We start from the raw sequence: 22989 nt of genomic DNA, 5'->3' as shown, positions 1-22989 counted from the left end.
GCGAACCGTCACCTAATTCGGTTCGATTGTGTCCAGCGCCATGTCGCAAGCTTTCCGGACTTCGGACTCGTAGGCTGGGGTGGCTACGCACTGAATCTGCCACAACTTGCCGTCGACGACGAAGAAGTAGGAGACGTTGTGTAGTGAATTACCAACCGCCTCGAATCCCGGCGTTCCTTCCGGAATCTCCATATCGAAGATCGCCATGTCGATGTCCGAGTGAACCTCGTTCGGAAGCACCGTGACGTCAATGCCCTGGCGTTCGAAGTCGGACTCGAACTGTGGAAGGAATGTGTCGCGCAAAGCGCCCTGATCACTGTTCTGCCGGACGGAAATCTCCGAGAAATCGGCGATTCTCACTACCCCCAACAGTTCTCCGGAACCCGGCTCGAGATCGTATTCCGGCGAGAAATCGAATACGAACGGGACCATCGGGACATCAAAGCGGGCCGACGACGAAGCGCTACCGGTACGTTCGGCAGTCGTGGTCTTCGACGTCTCCTTTCGCGGCGGGTCGGACCGATCGGTTGTGATCACGCATCCTGTCAAGGCGAGCGCAGATGCGATGAGCGGAGTCAACGTCAGCGACGAATAGCCGGTGATGCCCACCCTTCCCCCTAAGGTTGTGGCCTCAGTCAGGCGCATGAATTTACTCTGGGCCGCGCCCGACAGGCGAAGTATCGGCAAACTGGGCCACTCCCAAGAGATTCGGCCCTATTGACCGATTGGGTCCTGGGCGGTGATGCCGTTGGTCGAGACATGTGGGGTCCAGCGGCTCCCGTCCCAATACCGCAGCTCCGACCGCCGATAGGGGTCGGGATACCAGTTGGCCGGCGCAGGCTGTGACGGAATGGTTCCAGCCGGTTGCGTCGGCTGCAGCCACGGCGCAGGTTGACGATGACCCGACCGCAGACTTGTCAGCCACTCCGCGGTTGATCCGTCACATGTGATGGTCGTGCCGTCCAGCTTGGGCCATCCAAGAAAAACTCGCTTCTGCTCGATCGTTATTGCCCCGTAGTCAAGCGGCTGAAGTACCTTTATTGACCCTTTGCCGTGACGGCAGAACCAGATTCTGCGATCGGTGGCGACGAGCAGGAGCACCTTGGCGTTGAAGCCGCTGAATCCAGCGGTGGAGTATCCAGTCACATGCATCAGGTCGACGAGCGCCTCGTCAGGCGCGGCTTGACCGGCGATTGCAGCCATCAACTCACGGCAGGCGGCGTACACCGCCGGGGCGGCCGCTTCGCGCGTCCGTCGGTCATCGGGATCGCGATCCCACTTGTTGCGTGGCGCCAGGTGTTTGTCGGTAACCCGCCGCGCCGTTCGTTCGATTTGATCAGGCGTGATCGGCATGCGAAAGTCTCTCGCTCCGAGAACACGTTGTCACGAGAATTGCGCAATTCGGGTGGTGACAGATGCGAGCAGGAACTCAGAAATTTTGAAACATCAAGCAGTCCAAGACATACCGCGCGGAGCCCGCATACAGGGCGGACGCCACCTATTGTCCGTGCATGTGAGAGCCATTCGAAGGATTGGACGCCGTCCCCGCGCAAGTCCCTGTTTCAAGAACTTCGAATCGAATCGCGACGAGATCAACGAAAGGCTCCTCGATGCGTCATAGCGGTGCAACGATTCAAATCCCGAGGGCCTACTTCTCAGCGAAGGACCGATCATGCAACTCTCAATAAAGTTTGTCGGCGCTACTAGCACCGCGTTCGCCGTGGCCGCATTGGCGACCGCACCGTTGGTCGCGGCCGCGCCGGAAGACGCTTTCCTTGACGCACTCGAGCAACAGGGCGTGACGTGGGAGGGCGCGACGCCGGCGAACATGATCGCTGCCGGAGAAGGTGTGTGTCAGGACTGGAGCAACGGTGCAACGTTCGCACAGGAGGTCGCCTCGCTCGAGCCGCACCTCGGCACCGAGGATGCCGCCTTCCTGATCGGCGCGGCAACGGCGGCCTTCTGCCCGCAGTACGAGTCGAAACTGAACTGAGTTCCGGCCGGCTCACGTCCGCAGACAGGTCAAGGCTCAGCCCCGCTCGGCGGCGACCTCGGCGCATGTCAGCGGTCGGAGAGCAGCACCCGACGAGCCTAGCGGCTCGGATGTTAGCCTTCGTGCTCAAACAGGCCGGTGTAGTTCAATGGCAGAACATCAGCTTCCCAAGCTGAGAACGCGGGTTCGATTCCCGTCACCGGCTCCACGTCGACCAGCATCGATACCGTTTCCGGCCAGTGCATTCCCAACCCTCGGCGTCACGACGTTTCACAACCCGGGTTGAAAATGTGACCTGCCGCCTCAAAGCGTCGTCCTGCGAGTGGACGTAGCCAGGATCTCGAAAGTACTTGTGGGTGGTAGGGGCGGACCGCGCGAATCGCCCTAGACCGGCTTTGTCGAGGAAACATTTTGCTTTCGTCGCTCTTGTGCCGTGGGTAAGATAGCGACTGCTTCACGAGTCACCATCGCCAAGCTCCGACTAGATGGTGCGCCAACCCCACGCTCGTGGGTGGCTCGGATGACGAAGCGGCTGGCACCAACCGGTGTCGGCAAGAGCGCCTCGCTTCGAGGCTCGATGCAATGGAGTCTTCATGTCGAGATATGTGTGGGAACTTCCGGGTGCCGATGAGCAGTGCCGAACCTACGCTTCTGGCCATCAGGTCCACTGGATTCAGTTCAATCAGTCGATGCGTAACCCCGGCGACGTCATTCCAGTGACTGTGACAGTCGATGCGGACGGGCTGGTGCACCTCGAAGGCGACGACGTGTCGTTTGTGGGGTGGAACCATGAACCAGACCGTATCCGCGCCGCGCTGGCCGGTTTCGATGGCCGCGCCGAATGGAAGCCCCGCTGGCATCTGCTCTTGGTCCCCATGGAGTCATTCTTTGGCAGTGCCCGCACTGTGTTCGACCTGGCGAAGGCCGACGACTGGCTACCGTGCCACGTCTACGACTCCTCGGATCCCCGCCCATGTGGCTGCTCGCCAGGCTCATTTGCCCGGAGAACCCACATCCAGGAGCTCTGGGCCGAACAAGAAGCCAAGAACGTCGAGCTGAAAAGTATTGATTACAGCCACATCCCGCCGCTTCGGGTGGCTGACCGGTACCGGCGCGGGCGAAGTCGACGCCCCCGCGCATCGCTGATGGATATGCGGCCGAGAGACGGGCAGGCCGATGAGGGCTGAAAAGGGTTGGCTCACAGAGCCATCACCGCGGCCACCCCGCTATTACATTCCGGGTGAGGAACGCAAGTGGCGCATCATGATGGGCGGCGGTCAGTTCCTCACTGACGAACAGAAGGCTGCGCTGGCGAAGATGAAGGCTGCTGGCCGTGCCGCTCACGAGTCAGCCGACATCCCGGGGTTGAACACGCCCGCCGACCGACGAACCGGCGTTCGCACGCTTCGAGAAGCTGGCAGCGATGAACGATGACGAGATGCTGGCGTTCCAACGGGCCAAGCACGGTGACTCCTACATGCCGCTCAGCATGGCCAAGAAGATGCAGCGCGAGGAGTCCAAGTGGCGGCATCTGAACAAGGCGGCGACGAGGACGCCCTCCGAGCCGTGTAGCTATGGCGACGGGACCTGTCTGACTCATTCCGCGGGCGGACGCGATGAGTGCTGAGCGCGGGTGGATCGTTCCGCCAGCACCCAAGCCGAAGGGCGTGGAAGCGTGGGCGGAGTGGCATCGGAGTGAGGGGCACCATCCGGATCCTGCGCCGACCTCGGAGAATCCTGAGCGGTGGGAGTGTGACTGCGGGTTGATCTGGCGAATCCTGACACTTGCGCAGATCCAACGAAAGTATGAACATCGGCAGAAGGCCGTCGAGGCCATGCGCACGGGCGTCTGGCAATGCCCGTTGAATCTGAACTATGACTGTGACGGGGAACCAATTACTCCGAAACCGTTTGCCGGACGCTGCGCCGGGAACAGCCGTTCGGGAGGCCATTCGAAACGGCGCCGACGGAGAGCGTTTCATCCCCGATTCGCAGTGAGGCGCTATCAGGATTGCCCGCGATTCCCGCCCACAAGAAAGGCCGGGGCAACGAATATGGCACCGATGTAGGAGTCGCCTTATCGTGCAGGCTCATCGCACAGTTCGCCCCATCTCTCGAGAGGTCCGTGTGTTGGGGCCTGTCGTCCTATTGGTCGGGTTGGCGTTGTACCTGGTCGCATATCTTCGGTGGCCCAGCCTGGCCGGCCAGGTGGACCTGCAGGTGTACCGGTTCGGGGCACTGCGCGTCTGGGAGGGGCAAGACCTGTACTCCGTAGGGATGACCGGAAATTCGAGCACGATGCTGTTCGCCTACACGCCGTTCGCTGCTCTTTGCTTTCTTCCACTGATCGGGTTGAGCCAGCCTGCTCTTCTCGCCCTTGGCCTCTTGATGAACGTGGCCGGCGTGGGGTACATCGTCCATCGGATGCTCAGCGCTGCAGGAATCACGACCGCAACCGGTCTGTGGGGGTTGACGGCGCTTCTAACGGCTCCGATCATCTGGCTTGAGCCTGTCCGACTTTCGCTGCAGCTCGGCCAGATCAATTTGCTCATCATGGCTATCGTCCTCGCCGATGTACTATCGCAACCGCCCCGCAGGTGGACTGGAATAGGTATCGGGATCGCCGCCGGGATCAAACTGACGCCCGCGCTCTTCATCATCTTCCTCATCGCAACCGGGCGGCGTCGCGAGGCGGTCATCTCAGGCTTGACCTTCGTCTCGACCGTCGCAGTTGGGTTCGTGCTGCTACCGGTCGATTCGAACGAGTTCTGGCTGCGGGGGCGGTTCCAGGATGTACGACGGATCTCCAGTGACCCTCTGGCGAACACCAGTCTGACCGGACTCCTGGCGCGTCTTGACTGGGCGACGCGGTGGGAGAGCGCGGCCGGAGTCATACTCGCGGTCTTCGCCATGGCAGTCGCCGCGGTGGCGTGGCGCCGCGGTCATTTGCTCCTGGGCGTTGCCATCGCGGGGATGACCTCGGCCGCCGTTTCGCCTTTCAGCTGGAGCCACCACTGGGTGTGGTTCGCGCCGCTCCTTGTCCACCTTGGAGTTCTCGGCTTTGTACATCGCTCGCGTGCCGCGGCGCTGGCCATGTGGACGCTCGCTGCGATCTTCGGCGGGTGGTTCATCGCATCGAGAAGCTCACCTCCACAGGCAGGCCTGATGTCTTTGCGCCACCCGGGGACGTGGGATCAGCTTCTTCCGGCGGCATACGTTTTCGCGCTTTGTATCGTGCTCATCTGCAGCGTGTACACGATCTGGCGGGGACGACAGCACCTAGCGGCCTCAACGATCGGCATTGAGCGAATGGCGGGACACGCTGTCGATCAAATGCGAGCTCAGGAGCGTTGATCGGCTGACGGACGGTTGGCAGCCCGCTACCGCGGGTAATGGATAGCTCGGGCGGCGGCGAGGCGCGCAGCTGTCAGTAATACGCCGAGGGGGCCGTCACACCCATGGACAACTCATTCACGCCAGTCAAGGAAGCAAATCCGCCGCACCACGAGCTGCGCCGCGGCGAACCTCTGCTCCCGCCGGACGACGACCCGTTCTACCGCGCACCACAGGGTTACGAGCAGGCGGACCCGGGCACGGTGTTGCGATCACGCGACGTGGAGATCGGATTTCTCGGTCTCGTCAAGCAACGCGTGAAAGCCATCCAGCTGCTCTACCGCACGACGAATCTGCACGAAGAACCGGAAGTCGCCGTGACGACGGTGCTTGTCCCGTCACAGCGCGATTCGGACGTCCATTGTCCGGTCCTCTCGTACCAATGCGCGATCGACGCCGTCGCGTCACGCTGTTTCCCCTCGTTCGCCATGAGGCTAGGCGCGCGACCGATCGGTGCGTTCGTCCAAGCCGAGTACTTGTTGGTGGTCGCCGCGCTGGCCGAAGGCTGGGCGGTTTGCGTACCGGACCACGAAGGCTGTCACGGCATGTGGGGTGCTCCCGTCGAGCCCGGCTACCGGATTCTGGACGGCCTGCGTGCCGCGATGCGGTGCGAGCGCGTGGAATTGCAGCCGTCTGCACCAGTGGGTCTCTGGGGTTATTCAGGTGGAGGCTTGGCCTCGGCGTGGGCGGCCGAGCTGTGTGAGCGATATGCACCGGAGCTCAATATCGTTGGTGCGGTGCTGGGTTCACCTGTCGGAGATCCGGGGAGTGTGGCTCGCCGCCTCAACGGCAGCTTCTTCGCTGGTCTGGCCGCGCTGATGATCTCCGCATTGATCCAGGTCTTCCCAGGCGCACAAAATGTCGTCAACGAGCACGCAACCGACGAGGGCAAGGGCTTGCTCGAAAAGTTGAAGACAATGACGACAGCGGAGGCTGTTTGGCAGTTGCGCAACGTCGATATCGGGTCGTACGTCGACATGACGGCCGACGAGTTGTGGGACCTGCCCGAGGTGCGCCATATCTTCGACGAGACCAAGCTCGGCAAGTCCAGGCCCAAGCCCCCCGTGCTCGTCGTCCAGGCGGTGCACGACGGGATCATCAGCGTCGACGACGTCGATGCCTTGGTGGCCGAGTATGAACAGATGGGTGCAGCGGTCACCTACCACCGCGATCGATTCTGCGGTCACCTGCTCTTGCACCCGCTGTCGGCGCCCATGACGCTGCGGTGGCTGCGCGATCGATTCACCGACCGGCCGGTCGATGAACATCGCACTCGCACCGTGTGGCCGACCTTGTTCAACCCGTTGACGTACATGGGTATGGCCAAGTTGGGCATCATCACGGCAAAGGTTGCCCTCGGGCGCTCCGTCGAACGCCAACCGCTGTCGTGATTGTCCGTCGATGACCATTCACACCGAGCCGACGGTCCGGTGGTATCGATGCATCCGCTGAGCGGCCCTTCCTTCTGGTCATCGCCATCGCGTTCTTCGACGCCGTGATCACGATGGCCGGCCGCCGTCGGGTCCGGCCATCGCGGCGTGTCCACCGCCGAGGCTGCGAAGAATCTGCCAATGTCGCTAGTCGACGATCGTCGCGCTGCACTGGCGACACTCGACAGGAGAAGATGTGAATCAAGCCCGGATCGATCTCTACCGACGCTGCGCACTCGCGTTGTCGTCGGTTGCCCTCACGACCGTCGTGGGCGTGGGCGCCATTCCGTTCGCCCTCGCCGATCCGTATGACGACGGCGACTCCTCCGAGGTTGTCGACAGTTCAGGGTCCTTCAACGAACCGGCCGAAGAGCCCGCCTCGGTGGATCCAGGGGAGCCGATCGGCGAGGAACCCGCTTCCGAACCGGAGGCGCCTGACGCCGGAGGTGTGCAGGAACCGGAACCGGCCGAGGCGCCGGGCGACCCTGGTGATCCTGGCTACCCAGGCACGAACGTCTTCGACCCGGCCATCGACGCCGACACCGTCGAGCCCGACATCGCCGAGGCGTCGCAGGCCGACTTCGACGAGGCTCAGGGCGCCGACGCGGTGGACGTCGACGCGCCGACCGTATCGGAGACGGAGGTCACCGAGATCACGGAGTCACTCGAGTCGTTCACCAGCACCACAACCACCACGTCGACGTGGAGCAGTCAAGTGACGCAATGGAATTCGAGGTGGACCGGCTATGACCGCTGGTATCGACCCGTCTTCACCAACCCGTACAGCACGCCGCTTCAAGTCATCTATCCCTACGGCGACACCACCCGAGTCTTCGAGGTCCCGCCGAGCGGACGCGCCGTTCTCACTGCCCCCAGCCCCGGCGTGTACAGCTTTACCGCGGTCAACCGGGATCCCTCAGGCAAGCCCGTCACGGTCTCCACGGGCAGCTTCTCCGGTGGCGGCTACCGGCCGGCTCCCGGTCAGCCGCCGCCCCCGAAACCCAAGCCCCCGACAACCTTTCAGAACGTGCTCGTACAGCTCAAGTACAAGGACGGGGAGTCGAAGCCGTTCCGCGTCAAGACGCTGGCCGATCTCGGCGATGACCCGTCGGTCGGGGGCCACCGCGTGCTTCTGGACGAGGAGACCCCCGCGTGGGGGCGCTGGACCAAAACCGGAGGCGGTGAGCGCTTGTTCGAGATCACCAGCACCCAGCAGCTACCCGGGCTCACCGAGCCGTCGCAGGGTCCGCTTCCTGGTTATCAGGTCCAGTTGACCCATAGCGAAACCACGGCGCCCGGGCAAGATTCGTGGGTTAAGCCGGTGGCCATCGGCGCGGGCATCGCCGGCGTGCTGGCGATCGGTGCGGTGGTGTATTTCCTCCTGTCGGGCCGTCGGCGCAAGACGCCGTCATAGCGCCGAACAATCCGGGAGGTCTCGATTCGGCGTCATGACGGACACAACCGGGGTTTCAGCCGTCCCGCTACCGCCAATTGGCCTGACAGAACCGTAAATTCATCAGTCACTATGGCAAAGGTATTGCGCAGGTTGGGTATCGCGGTCGTCCTGCCCGCGATCGCAGGTGCGGCACTCGCTGGGACGGCGGCCGCCGATCCGCCGCTGCTCAACGGCGCCTACACCGAAGTGGACGGCGACTCCATCCTGGTGTTGACCTTCGCGACGAGTTGCGGCCCCGCCGGTTGTACCGGGACAGTCGCCAGCAACCAGGGATGGCGTACGCCCGCAACGTTTTCCGGCGGCCGCTGGACCTTCACTGTCTCTAAGCCCGGCGGCCTCATCTGTGACGACGGACGCTATGAACCGGCCGTCGTGTCGATGTCACTCGATCCCACAACGCTCAGCGGCGTGGTCTCCTCCGACTCCAATTACGGTTGCGCCGGCGGAGTCGTGACCCGGAGCCCGTTCCAGCTGCGAAAGGTCGGCTGACAGTACACCTCAGCCCGAATCGAGGGCTCAGCGCAGGTAGGTCTCGTCGCCCGTCGGGTAGCCGCCGCCATGGGTGGTGATGTGGACATGGTCGTAGTGGCCATAACCGCCCTGTTGCGCACCGTCGGGCGTGTAGTACACGCCGCGCCAGATCGCGTCCTGCAAGCCGAAGCGCTTCGCGTTGCGCAACACGTAGGAGACGATCTCGTCACCGAGCGCAATCCCCTCCGCGCTCTCGGGGTTCGGGATCATCACGTCGAGCGCCAAGCCGTTGGGATGCCACCTCAACGCATCCGGTCGCACACCGCCGATATTGCTGATTTCGGGGAAGGCCTCACTGATCGCCCGGGACGCCAGAATCGTCTTCACCTGGAGGCCGCGCTCAGGCGCGATGCCGACCGGCAGCGAGCGGTCGACGGTGCGGTAGCGCGCCGCCGCAACCATGGGGTCGGGCGCCACACCGACACTGACCTGAGCGACGGGAGCCGCAGGCACTGTCGCCGGCGCAGCGACGATCTCCACACAGCACGGTTGGGTGTCTGCGACCTCTTGGACGACGGGCTCGCTCTCGGGGGCCGGACGAGCCTGAAGATGGACGTCTCCGCCGACCGCGAAGAAGACGGCGGCCGGGGCGAGCGCTGCAGCCACGCCCATCGGTGACGTGCGCCGCTTCTTGGCTACGGAATGCCGACCCACGCAGGGTTGTATATCAAATCGTTACATTTGTCGCAATCCGAGGCGATTCTTTGGGCCTCGCCCAGCCGGGCGTAAATCATTCTCCGAACGTGTGGGACTGCTCGAAGACAAGCTCGCCATCGCCGTCGGTCGGAGCGGCATCCGCAACGGGCTGGCGAACAGGTTCAGCGGCGAGAAGGGCTTCTCTGTGGACGACGATATCGCCGCTGAGCTGGCACAACCCGTCACCGGCCGAGTCAACATCGCGGGCGAGCGGAGCCGCGGGCACTCCTTGACGGCTCGTTTAGCCAGTCCGTCATCTCAGTGGTCGCACTGGCCATCGATGCCTTCCCGTGTCAGTGCAGACGCGACACCAAGGTCCAGCGGTTGCTGGTCTGCTCGCGCCGATAAGACAGCTCATCGAGCACCCGCAGCGTGATGGCAAGCCCCCGGCCACTTTCGGCGAGATCGTCCGGTAGCTCCACCTGGCTGAGGTCCACCGGCGACGGCCTCCCGTCGTCGATGAGAGTCGTCGTCACCTCGGTGGGTGAGACGGTAACCTCCATTCGCAGCCGCACCGCTTCACCACCGCCCGCGTGCTCGATAATGTTGGCGCCGATCTCTCCGACCGCCAGATCCATCGACATCCGGGTGCGGTCGGGCACATCACGGGTCGACCAGATCTGATCCAAAGTGTCCTGCAGGGTCGCAAGGGTTTCTGGGCCAGTGATCAGTTCGACGACGGCTGCGGGCTTTTCCATCATCGGGTCGCCGCTAGTCGAACGCGGCATCGGCTGTGGGATGTGCTCGCAACACCCTGTCCAAATTGGTCAACGACAACACCGTTTCCACCTGCGTGGTCGGCGCCGCGATTCGCAGATCTCCTCCCGCCTGCCTCGCGAGCTTGAGCCCCGATATCAGTGCTCCGAGCCCAGACGAGTCAATGAACTCTGTCCCCGACAGGTCGACGACCAGTCGTGTGTTGCCCCCCTGGATGAGGCTGTGCAATTCCTTGCGCAGCGCAGGTGCCGCCACCATGTTCAACCGCCCCTCAGGTCGCACCACCACTGCTCCCGAAACCGTTGTCCGCCTACTATTCTTGGTCACTTCAAGCCTTCCGCGTCATGGCCGCGATATCGCACCGCCTGGAACACCACACTCAGGATGATCAGGTCGAAGAGCACCCAGAATAGGTTCACTCCGACACCGAGCACCGAAATTGCGCCGAAATACAACTGGACGATCCCGATGATTGAAGCGACCACTAGCAGCACCATCGCAGCGAGTTGCCATTTCACCAAACCCCATGGGATGGCACCGACACCCTGCCGTGTCTTGGGTGTGACCGCGAAGCCAAGCGGCCGGTCGAAATAGACGTTGCGAAATGCCGTGATACACGCCTTGATCCACACCGGGAACAACGCGAGGCTGTACTGCTGACCTCGCCATGTCGGAGTGCCCCTGCTGACGACGATGAAAAGGAGCTGATTGAGGATAAGGAACGGGATCAACCGTCCGAAGAAGTCCCAGCTGTATGCCTGCACCGGCATGACGTTGAAGATCAAAAAGATCGCCGGGGCCGCGATGTAGGCCAGCGCCGCGAAACCGGCCAGGTAACTCCACATCGTCGCGAAGTACATCAGGCGCTGGCCGATGCTCAGTCCCTTGACGAATAGCGGGTTTTCCTTGAGCATCACCTGGATCGTGCCCTGTGCCCAACGCAGCCGCTGAGTGAGCATGGTGCGCACGTCGTCGGGTGCAAGCCCCTTCGCCAGAATCTCGTGGTGGTAGGCCGACGTCCAGCCGAGCGCATGCATTCGCATACAGGTTGCCATGTCCTCGGTCACCGAGATCGTGGCCATCGGCAGCATCGGCTGGGCCTCGTCGTCCCTGCCCACATCCACCCCGCGAATCATGGTGCGGATCGACTCCAGAGCACCGAGCGGGGACCAGTCTCGCCCCGCTAGTGCTTCCAGCGCTTCATCGTTGAAGATGACTGCGGTGTCGAAACCTTTGCCCTGGTCGGTCAGCGATGCGATCGCGTCGAGATCTGCGCGCATCACACTGACATCGGCAACTACCAAACTTTTCGCCGCCTCGTCGACGCGTTGCTGGAAAGCGTACGTGATATCAGCGAGCGGCTGCTTGTCCTTGAGTGCGGCGCGGACCTCGTGGACTGCGTCCTCGACGCTCTTCAACGCCGCGAGCACGTCCGGTTGATCCCTGCCGATGTTCCGCTTGGCCTGTTTGAGGATCTTGCGCGAGGTGTACAGCGCACGCTTGACGCCCTCCTCGACCGCACGCACGTAACCGGTTACGCCGAGTTGCATCAGGGCGTCTCGGCGCAGTACCGCGTTGGAACCGCAGAAATATGCCGCGTTCCAGCCGTCCTTCCCCTGTTGGATCGGCCCGTAGAACAGCGGTGCCTGACTTCCGAGGGGATCGGAGAACGGGACGTTGACGAAATACTGCGGCGTCTGCACCAACGCCATCTTTTCGTCATGGAAGTACCCCAACGTGCGGTCGAGAATCTCCGGCTCCGGCACCTGATCCGCGTCGAGGATCAGGATGAATTCGCCATCGGTCTCGAGCAGAGCGTTGTTTAGGTTGCCCGCCTTGGCGTGACGCGGCTTGTCCAGCCAATGTGACGACCGGATCAGATAACCGATCCCACGTTCGGCGGCCGCCTCCGCCAGCTCGCCGCGCTCTCCGTCGTCAAGGATGTAGGTGCGGTGCGGAAACCGAATACGCTGTGCGGCCTCGGCAGTCGCCAACACCATCTCGATCGGTTCGTTGTAGGTAGTGATGAACACGTCGACCGTCGCATCCTCGGCGGGCGGCGGGGGCACGGGTCGACGACGCAGCCGCCACATCGTCATACCGAACAGCAGCGAGTCGACCAGGCTGTAGGTCTCGGCCAGCACCAGAGGCACGGCGATCCACCATGCCGACCAGTTCGTCGAGGCGAGCCACCGCCACACGACGTAGTTGATGCCGAGCGCGGCCGTCACCAATATCAGGACGCGCAACCATGGCGATGGCGTCGTTCCCTCCAGCGGAGTTCGGTGTGTCACCGAGAGTCCCGGCGCACCGCTATCAGGGTCACGTCGTCGAGCGGCGCTCTCCTGGCGGTCAATGCGGTGACCGCGTCACAGAGATCACCCGGATTCCTATGTGCCGCAACGAAGTCCAGTACATCCTCCTCTACGGCGCTGCGACCGAGCAGGTCCAGCGACCCATCCGAGGCGACCACAAGCATGTCCCCCGATTCCAAGACCGTCTCGTGCGACTCCCACCTGTCGTCGGGCATGACGCCCATCGGAAGGCCGCCGGATGGCAGGCGCTCGACCGCACCCGTTCTCCTCAGCACCGCGGCTATTCCGTGTCCCGCGTCGACGTACTGCACCCGTCCCGTCATCGTGTCGAGCCGAGCGTGGAACATCGTCACGAAGGTGTCTGTGCGGCCGAAATCCTCGGCCAATTGAGCAGCCACCGAATTGATCGCAGCCGATAAGTCGGCGTCGTGGGCGACCTGGTCTACAGCACGCGACGCCCCCCTAAGCGCCGACCGCACGCTGGCGGTTAGCAGGGCCGCTCCCAAACCCTTGCCCATCACATCGGCGACGGTGAACATCGCACCACCCTGCACGGGGTACCAGTCGTAGAAATCGCCACCGATCGCGAAAGCTGGCGAACACATTGCACACACGGAGTAGCCCGGAAGGTCGTCGAGCGACGTCGGCAGAAGGAGACGCTGAATTGCGGCCGCGCGCTCGAGATCGTCGGATCGTTCGAGTTCGTGTTGTGCCCAACTGGCGAGCTGCCGGAAGATCTCACGCTGGCGGGTGTCGAGTGAGCGGGGTTTCAGGTCGTAGATACAGAAGGTGCCCACCGCGTGGCCGCCGGGACCGAACAGTGGATATCCGGCATAAAACCGGATCCCGCCCGCGGCCGCGATCGCCGGCAGCGCGGCGAACTCCGGCTCAGTCGTCAGATCGTCGACGATCAAGGCCGGCTCCGAGGGTTTGTCGTAGGTCCGAGCGATCGTGGCCCGGCATACCGACGTCCTCCGCGGTCCGCTGATCTCCAACCCCACACCCACGGCCTGCTTACACCATTGACGGTCACGATCGATGAAATTAATGTAGGCCCTCGGCACGTCGAAGATCAGCTGTGCCAACCGGATGATGCGATCGAATCGCTCTTCGGCCGGGGTGTCGAGGATGTTCAGTTGCGCGAGAGAGTGAAGTCGCTGCTCCTCTACGTCGGCCGAGAGGGCGTAGCGGTCGTAAGCCACGTCTGAGGTCATGACGCCGACCGCACGTCTTGTATCGCGCTGGCCATCGCGGCAACCGACTCCGGTGTGCTGTCGATCCGCCAGTCGATTTCCTTGTCGTGGTGAAACCAGACGAATCCGATCACATCGCGCTGATGCTGGACGAAGTCGACGAAGCCGGCGATCCACTCGGCTTTGCAACCGCCGGACTCGGCGCATCCCACTTCGGCGACCAGTTTCGGCTTGTCGGCCGCGATCGATCTCAGCTCATCAAGGGCGGCCCCGAAGAGCTCCTCGGCAGCAATCCAGCGCGTCGTGGGCCGACTTGTGCCCCAGTTGTATCCGTCGACGCCCAACACGTCGACGTACTCGTCGCCGGGATACCAATCTGTCAGGGGCCCGACGGCAGCGGTGGGTGCCCATATCCAGTCCACGTTGGCGACTTCTTTGTCGGTGAAGATGTCGTGTACGTGCCGCCATGCGTCGACATACGCGGAGGGCGATGTACCGCGTGACGGCGTCCAGGGATACCAATCACCGTTGAACTCGTGCGCGAACCGGATGAAGGTGTTGCGGCCCCATTCGCCGATCTCGTCGGCCCAGCGGTATACGTAGTCGTCGAATGCACCGGCACGCAGAGATTCCATGACGGCGGACGACCGGTCGTCTTGCCAGCACCACGGCTCCCACGAGACGATGGGTGCGGCACCGCCGTACGTCACCACTGCCATCCCTGGCACCGGCGGCAGAGCAAAGAAGTCCTCGAACGCCATCACCATGTCGGGGCGATGCCCTACGGCGTCGGCGATGGCCTGCAATTCACGCGCCGCCGTGAAGCCGCCGGGTGTGCTCACCCCGAAGCGCAGGGCTGAGCGGCGTGTCGAATAAGGCGCCTCCGAAATTGGTTCGGCAAGCGGATCCACGAGTCGCTCCCCCTTGACGTCCATCCGGATAATTCAATGTTCCCCCGCGCGCCATCGTCGCAAACTAATAACCTTGCCACCGACCCAATTGGCGGATCGGGGCGCCCCGCACGTGGAGGTTGCCGAATCGACCGGGTACCACCTGCTGCGGGCGGGGTAACCTCAGAGCCTTATCAACGCAAGAACGGGGACAAGATATGGACCTCGTGCTCGGCCTGTCGATGACGTCCAGCACGGTTCGGTGGGTGCTCGTCGAGGGCACCACCGGCGAGGGGGCCACCGTCGACCGCGGATCGTTCGACCTCGACGCGGACGTCGATCCCGACGATCTGCTCAACGTGGCGCTCGCCGATGTCGTCGACAGCCCGATACACGCGATCGGAGTCACCTGGACCAACGAGGCCGAATCCGTGGCGTCCGGTGTGCTCGATGCCCTGACCGGCCGCGGTTACGACAACGCGATCGCGGTCTCCGAGCTGGAGGCGGGCGATGTGCTGGCGGCTGGCATCGCCGAGATCGCCGATTACGACGACGTCGCGGTGTGCATCGTGGAACCCGACGCCGCGGTGATCGCGATGGTCGACGGCGATGGCGTGACCGTCGACCGCATCGCGAGACCCCTTGACGGCGCGGATGCCGTCGAGCTGCCCAGCAGCGTGATCGCCATGCTCGAGCTCAACGAATGGCGACCGGAGGCCATCTTCGTGGTCGGTTCGGCCCGTGATCTCGAGCTGATCACCTCCACACTCGGCGACGTGACGGACTCACCGGTGTTCTCCGCCGCCGAAGCCGATCTGGCGTTGGCCCGCGGAGCGGCGCTGGCGTCGGCGCGTGCGGTGAACCGGTTGGACGCGAAAGTGGCGAAGGGGCCGTCGAGGGTCGGGGCGCTGGCCTCGGTTCTCGTCGCCGCCGTGGTCACGTTCGTGGTGTCGACGTCCGCGGCGGTGGGCCTGAGCCTGACGGGCGACAGCACGTCCCCGCGCCAAGACGCAAGCGCTGTGGAGGAAGAACCCGTGGCCGTCGCGGAAGCGGCGCCGCGGCCCGTCGAAAACGAAAACAAAAAGGCCACGACGCCGGCCGAGGCCAGGCCTGTCGTCGCGCAGACCATCGCGGTGGCCGCGCCGCCGCCCCCGGTCTACGCGCCGCCGCCGGTGCCGGTCTACGAACCACCGGCCTATGTGCCTCCGGCGCCGGCCTACACCGCGCCAGAACCCGCCTACTCGCCGCCGGCCGCCGTTGACACCGCACCGGCGTACACGCCACCGGCACCGGTTTACGCGCCGCCACCGCCGGCACCTGCTTATGTCCCGCCTCCGCAACCGCGGCTACGCGACCGCATCATCGAACGGATCCCGATCATCAACCGGTTCCACGAACCGGATTACTCGTACGGGCGTTAGACCTACGGGCAGGCGGCCGCCGCGTCATCCCGCACGGCGCGGCCGGCGGGCAACGTATAGGTGACTGTCGCCTCCGCATGCTCAAAGCCCTTGTTGGACACCACATGCGGGACTCCGGCAGGGACGAAGATGGCCTGCCCAGCGCCGAAGACCGCGGGCACGCAGCCACCCGCGGTCTGCAGACTCACCTCCCCGCCGTTGATCACCGAGTACTCCGGGCCCGGGTGGGTGTGCCAACCGCTGCTCGATGCCGGGGAGAGTACGAGGTTCTGCACGTAGAGGGTGGTCGGCTGGCCTACCGAGACGATGGCGATGGGCGCATCCGTCGTGCCCTTCGCCAGGTCGGTGCGCTCGATGTCCCCCTCTGCGGGGGTGGCCGCCGCGGACGGCGCTGCCACCATCGACGCGATCACCATGGCCGCCGCGGCATGCATCCGGTTCATCGCCGCATTATCCGACAGTCAGGCCTACGGCACCGACTGGTACGACAAAACGAATCACGGCTTGATCGGCATGGTCGCCGGTGCGTACGGCGACCAAGTTGGTCGTCCCGATCGACAACCCCAACGGGTCGCTCATAACGGACCACACGATAGTCCTTCCGGCCACCGGGAACCGTTCAGACACTCCGTGCGAACCCCGTTCGGCCGCCACGGTTTTGGGGTGGCCCAATTGGGTACCTGCAATGCCATGACATCTCTCTGGCTAGCAAACCGCGTCGAGCGGTCGACACCGCCCGACCCGCTGGTCGAATCGGACCGGTCGGCCGACGTGGTAGTGGTCGGCGCCGGCATCACCGGGCTGATCACCGCAGTGCTGTTGGCGCGCGCCGGCAAGGACGTGTTGGTGCTCGAAGCGCAACGCGTCGGGGCGGGCGCCACCGGCAACACCACCGCCAAGATCAGCCTGCTGCAGAGCACCAAACTGTCGAAGATCGTGGCCAAACACGGCCCAGGGACCGCCAGGCAGTACGTCGAGGGCAACCGCGAGGGCCAGCAGTGGCTGGTCCAGCATTGCGAGGCGCACGGGTTGGCGGTACAGCGCGAGGACGCGTACACCTACGCACAGTCGGAAAAGGGTGTTTCCTCGGTGCGTCAGGAGATGGAAGCGTGTGAGGCTGCGGGGTTGGACGTCGACTGGGTCGACGACGCCGATGTGCCGTTCCCGTTCCACGGCGCCGTCCGGTTGGCCGACCAAGCCCAATTCGACCCGATGCCGTTGCTCGACAGCCTGGTGGTCGAGCTCGAGGAGCGGGGCGGACGGTTGGCGCAAGGCGTTCGGGTGCAGAAGGTTTCGAACGAGGGCGACAAACTTGCTCTCAGTGTGCGCACCACCGCGGGAGACGAATTCGACGTCCACGCCAAGCAATGCGTTCTCGCGACAGGCATTCCGATCCTAGACCGCGGCGGGTTCTTCGCGCGCCTCAAGCCCAGCCGGTCCTACTGCATGGCTTACAAGGTGCCGGGATCCATCACCCGCGGAATGTACATCTCGGCCGATTCGCCGACCAGGTCGCTGCGATATGCACCGACACCCGACGGTGACCGGCTGATCGCCGGCGGCGCCGGACACCCCGTCGGCCACGAGAAGAGCCCGGCATCGTCGGTGCAGGAGCTCGACCAGTGGACGAAGCTGCACTTCCCCGGCGCGATGCAGACGCACTACTGGTCCGCGCAGGACTACTCACCCATCGACGAACTGCCCTATGTGGGGCCGATCCTTCCCGGCAACGACAAGATCTTCGTGGCAACGGGTTTCGACAAGTGGGGCATGACCAACGGAACCGCCGCCGCGCTGGCACTGTCGAGCCGCATTCTCGGGGGTCGGATGGACTGGGCCGAGGCGTTCGCGAGCTGGAGCCCTCATGAGTTGTCCGGAATCCCGAAGGCGATGCAGCTCAACGCGGAGGTCGGCCTGTACCTGACCCGCGGCTGGATCACGCCGGTCACCCGCATACTCAACCGCACCCCCGACGAGGGCGGCGTGGTCAGCGGCCCGCCGTGGGATCTCGAAGCGCGAAGCGTGGTCGACGGCCGCGAGTATCGCGTTTCTCCGGTGTGCCCGCATCTCGGTGGCATCGTCAACTGGAACGACGCCGACGAATCGTGGGAGTGCCCGCTGCACGGGTCACGCTTCGCGCCGGACGGCACATTGCTCGAGGGGCCGGCGACGCGCAATCTCACTACGGCGCAGTAGTTACCGGCTTCTCCGGTAGGAAGCGCCTGACTGCGACCGAGCCGATGACGCCGACCGCGATCAGCACGATCGCGACCGTGTCGGACGTCGAGTCGGTCACCCAGCCGACGATGCCGGTGACGGTGAGGAACGGTGGTAACCAGTCAACGGCGCCCGACCACGCCTCTGACCTACCCGTCGCGTAGTCGGGATAGAACTCGGTGAACGACCCGGCGAAAACGATGGCACCGATGGGGATGATCCATGCGGTCCAGAAGTTGTCGTTGTCGCGTAGGACGGCATCACCGATCGCACCGGCGATGGCGGACACGACGAAGGCGCCGGCCCATGCGCCGCTGATCGCATAGTTGATGCGCCGGAATGTTGGGGTGTCCCAGTGCTCACGCGGCGTCGTGTCCTTCGCGTACGCCATGGTGAAGGGGCGGCGAATGATCAGAGTGCCGACGGCGAACACCGCCAACACGATGTTGCTGAGCGCGCCGGCCCACAGCTGCAGCCAGTCGATCACCCCATCCGGTGCGAGGAGTCCGAGCACGGCCAGTACTCCGAAATAGGCGATGGTCAGCGCCTCGAGGGAATGGACAGGCACCCCGCGACGGGTGCCCACCCACAGCGTGAGCAGCGCCAGGCCTAGGGCCGCCGAGGCGGCTTCCTCGAATCGGCCCGGACCGGCGACAATGGCCATCAATATCCACGGCGCCAGCCCCGCGAACGGAGACTTGACATAGGCGTCGATGAAATTCATGTCCGGACTGTACGCGCTGCGGGGGTGTTGTGCTGCAATGTCGGTCATGGGTGACATCGACGAGATCCAGCAAGTGAAGTTCCGGTACCTACGCGCGCTCGACACCAAGCACTGGGACGAGTTCGCCGGCACCCTCACCGAGGATGTGGTGGGCAAGTACGGTGAGTCGATCGGCGAGGAACATCACTTCACCAACCGCGACGAGTTGGTCAAGTTCATGCGGGACTCGCTGGGACCCGAGATCATCACCGAACACCGCGTCACCCACCCTGAGATCGCCGTGGACGGCGACGAGGCGACCGGCACCTGGTACCTGCAGGACCGGGTGATCGCACCGGACTTCAACTTCATGCTGATCGGCGCGGGCTTCTACCACGACAGGTACCGCCGAACGAGCGAGGGATGGCGGATCAGCGAGACCGGATACGACCGCACCTATGACGCGTCGATGTCGCTCGAGGCGCTGAACTTCAAGCTGAAAACCGGTCGCGCACTGAACATCTGACTCACTGGGCGATCGCGATCAACGCGCCCGGCCGAAGCCACCGCATGATCTCGACCAGTTTGTCGTCGTCGATCGCCACGCATCCGGCGGTCGGCCCACCGTCGGTGGCGTGCAGGAAAAAGGCGCCGCCGTTGCCGGGCACCCGCGCTTTGTTGACCCCCATCACGACGGCGTGGACGTACTGCGGAATCCGGAGATTCTCGGTACCGCTCACCGGATCGGTGTCGAACGGGCACTGTGCCTTCTTGCAGACCTGCATGGTGTTGTAGGTCGGGCTCTTCATGTCGCCGTCCCACCAGTGGTCCGGCCCGACCTGGACGTACGGCAGACCGCCGCCGGGGTTGAGTGCAGTGCCGAAGGCGAAGTCGAGCGTGAAAATGCCCGTCGGCGTTTTCATTTCGCCGTCATGGCTCTGTGGTGTCATGCCGTTGGCGCCGATCCAGGCGGGTATGCCGGCCGCCAGCGGATGCCAGCCGGCGGCCGTCCGCTGGTAAACGTCCATCTTGGCCTTCGAACCCCCCACGCCGACAACGGAAATCACCTGGGTGGCCGAGCCCACCGACCGGGCGAACCACGGTGGGGTCTGCGCCTGGCCGACGGGTGCCGTCGCAAGGGTCATCAGGCCCAAGCACAGCACGGTCAGCAGTCGGCGCACCGGCAGATGCTAAGTCCCGGCGCGTTGTAGTCCCGTATGCCACGCGGGCTCGTGACCGATCTGCGATGACACGATTATTTTCCGACGCCTGTGGATACGTTGGGGAGATGGATGTTGCGCAGGTGGTCCGTCGTCCCGCAGGTCTTCGGCGAATCACACACGGCCTCGGTGCGCTCGACCGGGAGATCTTCGACGCGATCGCCGAGTCCCCGACCCCGCTGCTCGACACCGTGATGCCGCCGCTGACCCGGGCAGCCGATCACTCGAAGCTGTGGTTTGTGATCGCGGCGGCACTGGCCGCGACCAAGAACCCGAGGGCGCGGCGCGGCGCGGCGCGCGGCGTGCTCACGGTGGCAGCGACGAGTCTGATCACCAATCAGGGCGCCAAGCGCGTCCGGCGACGGCCCCGCCCGCTGTACACCTCCGTGCCACTGGTGCGTCGCGTCCGCCGCCAACCCACGTCCAACTCGTTTCCCTCCGGGCACTCCGCCAGCGCCGCCGCCTTCGCCGTGGGTGTCGGACTGGAGAGCCCATCGCTCGGCCTCCCCCTGGCGCTTCTGGCGGGGCTCGTCGGCTTGTCCCGCGTCGCCGTCGGCGCGCACTATCCCGGGGACGTGATCGCCGGCTTCGGCCTGGGCGCGGCGGTCGCGGTGCTGGGCGGGCGGGTGGTGCCTACACTGGCGCCGACACGGCTTCCGACCGCCGACCCGCTACGGGTGGATACCCCGCCGCGCCCGGATGGGGCAGGTGTGGTGCTGGTCGTCAATCCGGCGTCCGGCAGCGGGACCGGAGCAGACATTCTCGAAGAGGTCCGAGAGGCGTTGCCGCGGGCGGAGATCGTCGAGCTCTCCGACGACGACGACTTCGGGGATGCGTTGCGTTCGGCGGCCCAGCGCGCTGAGGTTCTGGCGGTCGGCGGCGGAGACGGAACGGTGTCGTGTGCTGCGGCCGCCGCCATCGAAGCGGGTGTTCCGCTGGCGGTGTTCCCGGGCGGTACGTTCAACCACTTCGCGAAGGACATCGGTTGCGACACGGTGCAAAAGACCGTCGACGCGATTCGGCAAGGCAGCGTCGCCTGCGTCGACATGGTGTGTCTCAACGAGAAGCAGATGGTTGTCAACACCGCGAGTATCGGCGCATATCCGGCGTTCGTCCGCACACGAGAGAAATACGAAGGCAAGATCGGCAAGCCGCTGGCCGGGCTCTACGCGATGTATCTGACGCTGCGTCACGAGGAACCGGTCCGCATCCGCTACGACAACAAGACGTTGCAGACCTTTCTGTTCTTCCTCGGCAATTCGGCCTATCTGCCCTCGGGATTCGCGCCGTCGCGGCGGGACCGGATGGACGACGGCCTGATGGACGTCCGGATCCTCGAGACAGGTCACCGGTTCAGCAAGCTGCGCATTATGGTTGACGTCGCACTGGGCCGGCTCGAGCGCAGCCCGTTCTACCACGAGATGCGGGTTCCGGAGTTCGAGTTCACCGCGGTCGACGGTCCGACGCTGCTGGCCCACGACGGCGAGGTCGGAACCGAATGCGAAACGGCCAGCTTCAGCGTGCGATACCGGGCGCTTCCGGTGTTTCGTCCGCTTCCGTGATCGGACGCGTCGGCCGTACCGCCAAAAGGCACAAGACGAAATAGGCGTAACCCAATGCCCATCCGGCCAACACGTCGGAGGGATGGTGCACGTTGAGCACCACACGGCCGATACCGACGAAGACGACGATTGCTGCACCCGTAGCGATGAGCCAGGCGCGCGAAGGCCGACGCACGCCGGTCAGACCGACGGCCAGCAGAGCGAGAACCGCAACGAGCACCCCGAGGGCGTGTCCGGAAGGGAACGACGTTCCCAGCGCGCTGACGAACGCGGTGTCGGGGCGCGGACGGTCGGCGGCTCCCTTGGCGACCTCGGTGACGAGTCCGGCTAGTTCCACGCTGACGATCAGAAAAATCGCGATCCGGATCTGGCGGCGCACGAACGCGACGACGATGAGAACGATTGTCGCCACACGGAAAGCACCCGGCCCTAGAACGGTGCAGAAGACATCCCATCCGAGGACCCATCCCGGCTGCTCGACGCCGAACCGGTAGAAGGTGTAGAGCGCAGCGGAATCGACATCGGTCAACCACCTCCACTGCTGTGCGACACCAACCCACAGCACGGCATACACCGCCACCGCGGCCAGCGCCGACAGCGCCAACCAAGGCTTGTGTGAGGCCATCGTCCACCTCTACCACGCGGATCGTCGGGCCATTAGGGTGACTGCCCATGGCGGTGTTCCTGCGCAAGCTACTCCGTATCGGCGGACTGCCCGACGATATGCGGGCGGAGCTGGACGCCGAGGGCATCCTCTTTCTCGCCGAGTACATCCCGGTGACCCGGCGCTTCAGCGGCAAGATCCCGGGACGACGCGCGAACGGAAACTTCACAAGCTACGCGGGCTCGCTGGCGCTGACCAATCGACGCGTGCTCGCCACGCTGTCGACGGTGCCGAAACTGGCGGGCCGCACGATCGACCAACGTTGGGACGCCGCGCAGTCCGGAACCGTCACCGCCCAACTCTCCGAGACCGGTGTGCGGCTCGACGTCGACCTCGCCGCCGTCGATTCCCGCTTCAGCGGCGAACTCTCGATGCACTACAAGGTTTCCATCCCCGAAGACGTGCTGATGCGGATCCCCCTGCGATCCGTGTCCTTCGATGTCCCGCCGGAATACGTGTTCCGCGCCGTGGGAGTGCCCTACGACCCGTAGAGGGGTGGGGGTTTGTTGCGTTCGGCTAGGCGTTGGTCGGCGTAGGTTGAAGTACCCGAGGTTTTGTTCCTACTCGGTTGCGGGGGCGGGGTTGGGG

Annotated in this window: 24 protein-coding genes, 1 tRNA gene and 1 riboswitch; of the genes, 13 read left to right on the top strand and 12 right to left on the bottom strand. The window is 64.3% G+C overall.

What is annotated here, in order from left to right:
• Positions 1-12 precede the first annotated feature (12 nt).
• On the bottom strand, positions 13-645 hold the full coding sequence (locus tag AU193_RS15305; RefSeq protein ID WP_156425232.1) for a hypothetical protein: 633 nt from the start codon (positions 643-645) through the stop codon (positions 13-15).
• Between the two features lie 69 nt (positions 646-714).
• Positions 715-1203 (bottom strand): DUF2510 domain-containing protein, encoded by a 489-nt coding sequence (locus tag AU193_RS15300; RefSeq protein WP_253867855.1) that lies wholly within the window; start codon positions 1201-1203, stop codon positions 715-717.
• 469 nt (positions 1204-1672) lie between these two features.
• Here AU193_RS15300 and AU193_RS15295 point away from each other — a divergent pair, with 469 nt between their 5' ends.
• The 8 genes from AU193_RS15295 to AU193_RS15260 all read left to right on the top strand — a co-directional run bounded on the left by AU193_RS15295 (position 1673) and on the right by AU193_RS15260 (position 8761).
• Complete coding sequence (locus tag AU193_RS15295) at positions 1673-1993, top strand: DUF732 domain-containing protein (protein ID WP_064423222.1); 321 nt, start codon at positions 1673-1675, stop codon at positions 1991-1993.
• Positions 1994-2127: 134 nt separating this feature from the next.
• Positions 2128-2201: transfer RNA gene (locus tag AU193_RS15290), tRNA-Gly, on the top strand.
• 244 nt (positions 2202-2445) lie between these two features.
• Positions 2446-2557: riboswitch (SAM riboswitch) on the top strand.
• Between the two features lie 29 nt (positions 2558-2586).
• The gene (locus AU193_RS15285) at positions 2587-3180 is read left to right on the top strand and encodes a hypothetical protein (protein WP_156425231.1); all 594 of its coding nucleotides are present in this window, start codon (positions 2587-2589) and stop codon (positions 3178-3180) included.
• Between the two features lie 236 nt (positions 3181-3416).
• On the top strand, positions 3417-3620 hold the full coding sequence (locus tag AU193_RS15280) for a hypothetical protein (RefSeq protein ID WP_064423220.1): 204 nt from the start codon (positions 3417-3419) through the stop codon (positions 3618-3620).
• A gap of 650 nt (positions 3621-4270) precedes the next feature.
• Positions 4271-5347 (top strand): glycosyltransferase 87 family protein, encoded by a 1077-nt coding sequence (locus tag AU193_RS15275; protein WP_253867853.1) that lies wholly within the window; start codon positions 4271-4273, stop codon positions 5345-5347.
• A gap of 104 nt (positions 5348-5451) precedes the next feature.
• Positions 5452-6777, top strand: a complete 1326-nt coding sequence (locus AU193_RS15270) for a lipase family protein (protein ID WP_064423218.1) — start codon at positions 5452-5454, stop codon at positions 6775-6777.
• Between the two features lie 235 nt (positions 6778-7012).
• Positions 7013-8230, top strand: a complete 1218-nt coding sequence (locus AU193_RS15265; protein WP_064423217.1) for a hypothetical protein — start codon at positions 7013-7015, stop codon at positions 8228-8230.
• A 111-nt stretch (positions 8231-8341) separates the two neighbouring features.
• A complete protein-coding gene (locus AU193_RS15260; protein WP_064423216.1) occupies positions 8342-8761 on the top strand; it encodes a hypothetical protein in 420 nt (139 codons plus the stop codon).
• 27 nt (positions 8762-8788) lie between these two features.
• Here the strand turns inward: AU193_RS15260 and AU193_RS15255 are convergent, their stop codons facing one another.
• The 6 genes from AU193_RS15255 to AU193_RS15225 form a co-directional block, all read right to left on the bottom strand.
• Positions 8789-9457 carry a hypothetical protein gene (locus AU193_RS15255; RefSeq protein ID WP_172798319.1) on the bottom strand — a complete coding sequence of 223 codons (669 nt, stop codon included), beginning with the start codon at positions 9455-9457 and terminating at the stop codon, positions 8789-8791.
• Positions 9458-9792: 335 nt separating this feature from the next.
• Positions 9793-10227, bottom strand: a complete 435-nt coding sequence (locus AU193_RS15245) for an ATP-binding protein (protein ID WP_253867851.1) — start codon at positions 10225-10227, stop codon at positions 9793-9795.
• Entirely contained in the window at positions 10211-10474 is a 264-nt protein-coding gene (locus tag AU193_RS15240) for an STAS domain-containing protein (RefSeq protein ID WP_371259213.1), read from the bottom strand. Before AU193_RS15240 ends, AU193_RS15245 begins: the two co-directional genes overlap by 17 nt.
• Before the next feature lie 65 nt (positions 10475-10539).
• A complete protein-coding gene (locus tag AU193_RS15235; protein ID WP_064423212.1) occupies positions 10540-12510 on the bottom strand; it encodes a glycosyltransferase in 1971 nt (656 codons plus the stop codon).
• Positions 12507-13745: a PP2C family protein-serine/threonine phosphatase gene (locus AU193_RS15230; protein WP_064423211.1), complete on the bottom strand. Its 1239-nt coding sequence runs from the start codon at positions 13743-13745 to the stop codon at positions 12507-12509. The genes AU193_RS15235 and AU193_RS15230 overlap by 4 nt, the downstream gene beginning before the upstream one ends.
• Positions 13742-14659: a glycoside hydrolase family 26 protein gene (locus AU193_RS15225; protein ID WP_082682998.1), complete on the bottom strand. Its 918-nt coding sequence runs from the start codon at positions 14657-14659 to the stop codon at positions 13742-13744. The genes AU193_RS15230 and AU193_RS15225 overlap by 4 nt, the downstream gene beginning before the upstream one ends.
• Before the next feature lie 173 nt (positions 14660-14832).
• Between AU193_RS15225 and AU193_RS15220 the strand changes: the two genes are divergently transcribed.
• Positions 14833-16035 (top strand): hypothetical protein, encoded by a 1203-nt coding sequence (locus AU193_RS15220; protein WP_064423210.1) that lies wholly within the window; start codon positions 14833-14835, stop codon positions 16033-16035.
• Between the two features lie 2 nt (positions 16036-16037).
• On the opposite strand, the gene AU193_RS15215 is transcribed toward AU193_RS15220, so the two are convergent.
• Positions 16038-16478: a cupin domain-containing protein gene (locus AU193_RS15215; protein WP_064423209.1), complete on the bottom strand. Its 441-nt coding sequence runs from the start codon at positions 16476-16478 to the stop codon at positions 16038-16040.
• Positions 16479-16725: 247 nt separating this feature from the next.
• Between AU193_RS15215 and AU193_RS15210 the strand changes: the two genes are divergently transcribed.
• Positions 16726-18231: an FAD-dependent oxidoreductase gene (locus AU193_RS15210; protein WP_064423208.1), complete on the top strand. Its 1506-nt coding sequence runs from the start codon at positions 16726-16728 to the stop codon at positions 18229-18231.
• Here AU193_RS15210 and AU193_RS15205 read toward each other — a convergent pair.
• Complete coding sequence (locus AU193_RS15205) at positions 18218-18976, bottom strand: hypothetical protein (RefSeq protein WP_064423236.1); 759 nt, start codon at positions 18974-18976, stop codon at positions 18218-18220. The two genes, AU193_RS15210 and AU193_RS15205, sit on opposite strands and share 14 nt — an antisense overlap.
• Positions 18977-19022: 46 nt before the next feature.
• Here AU193_RS15205 and AU193_RS15200 point away from each other — a divergent pair, with 46 nt between their 5' ends.
• A complete protein-coding gene (locus tag AU193_RS15200) occupies positions 19023-19481 on the top strand; it encodes a nuclear transport factor 2 family protein (RefSeq protein ID WP_064423207.1) in 459 nt (152 codons plus the stop codon).
• Position 19482: 1 nt separating this feature from the next.
• On the opposite strand, the gene AU193_RS15195 is transcribed toward AU193_RS15200, so the two are convergent.
• Positions 19483-20136 (bottom strand): L,D-transpeptidase, encoded by a 654-nt coding sequence (locus AU193_RS15195; protein ID WP_064423206.1) that lies wholly within the window; start codon positions 20134-20136, stop codon positions 19483-19485.
• 107 nt (positions 20137-20243) lie between these two features.
• Here AU193_RS15195 and AU193_RS15190 point away from each other — a divergent pair, with 107 nt between their 5' ends.
• The gene (locus AU193_RS15190) at positions 20244-21737 is read left to right on the top strand and encodes a bifunctional phosphatase PAP2/diacylglycerol kinase family protein (RefSeq protein WP_064423205.1); all 1494 of its coding nucleotides are present in this window, start codon (positions 20244-20246) and stop codon (positions 21735-21737) included.
• On the opposite strand, the gene AU193_RS15185 is transcribed toward AU193_RS15190, so the two are convergent.
• Positions 21691-22362, bottom strand: coding sequence for a phosphatase PAP2 family protein (locus AU193_RS15185; protein ID WP_064423204.1), 672 nt, complete (start codon positions 22360-22362; stop codon positions 21691-21693). The two genes, AU193_RS15190 and AU193_RS15185, sit on opposite strands and share 47 nt — an antisense overlap.
• A 47-nt stretch (positions 22363-22409) precedes the next feature.
• Here AU193_RS15185 and AU193_RS15180 point away from each other — a divergent pair, with 47 nt between their 5' ends.
• Entirely contained in the window at positions 22410-22892 is a 483-nt protein-coding gene (locus tag AU193_RS15180) for a hypothetical protein (protein ID WP_064423203.1), read from the top strand.
• Positions 22893-22989 lie beyond the last annotated feature (97 nt).

The organism is Mycobacterium sp. GA-1285 (assembly GCF_001499905.1).
GTDB lineage: Bacteria > Actinomycetota > Actinomycetes > Mycobacteriales > Mycobacteriaceae > Mycobacterium.
Note: the sequence above shows the minus strand (reverse complement) of the source record. Positions and strands in the feature narration are given on the sequence as shown.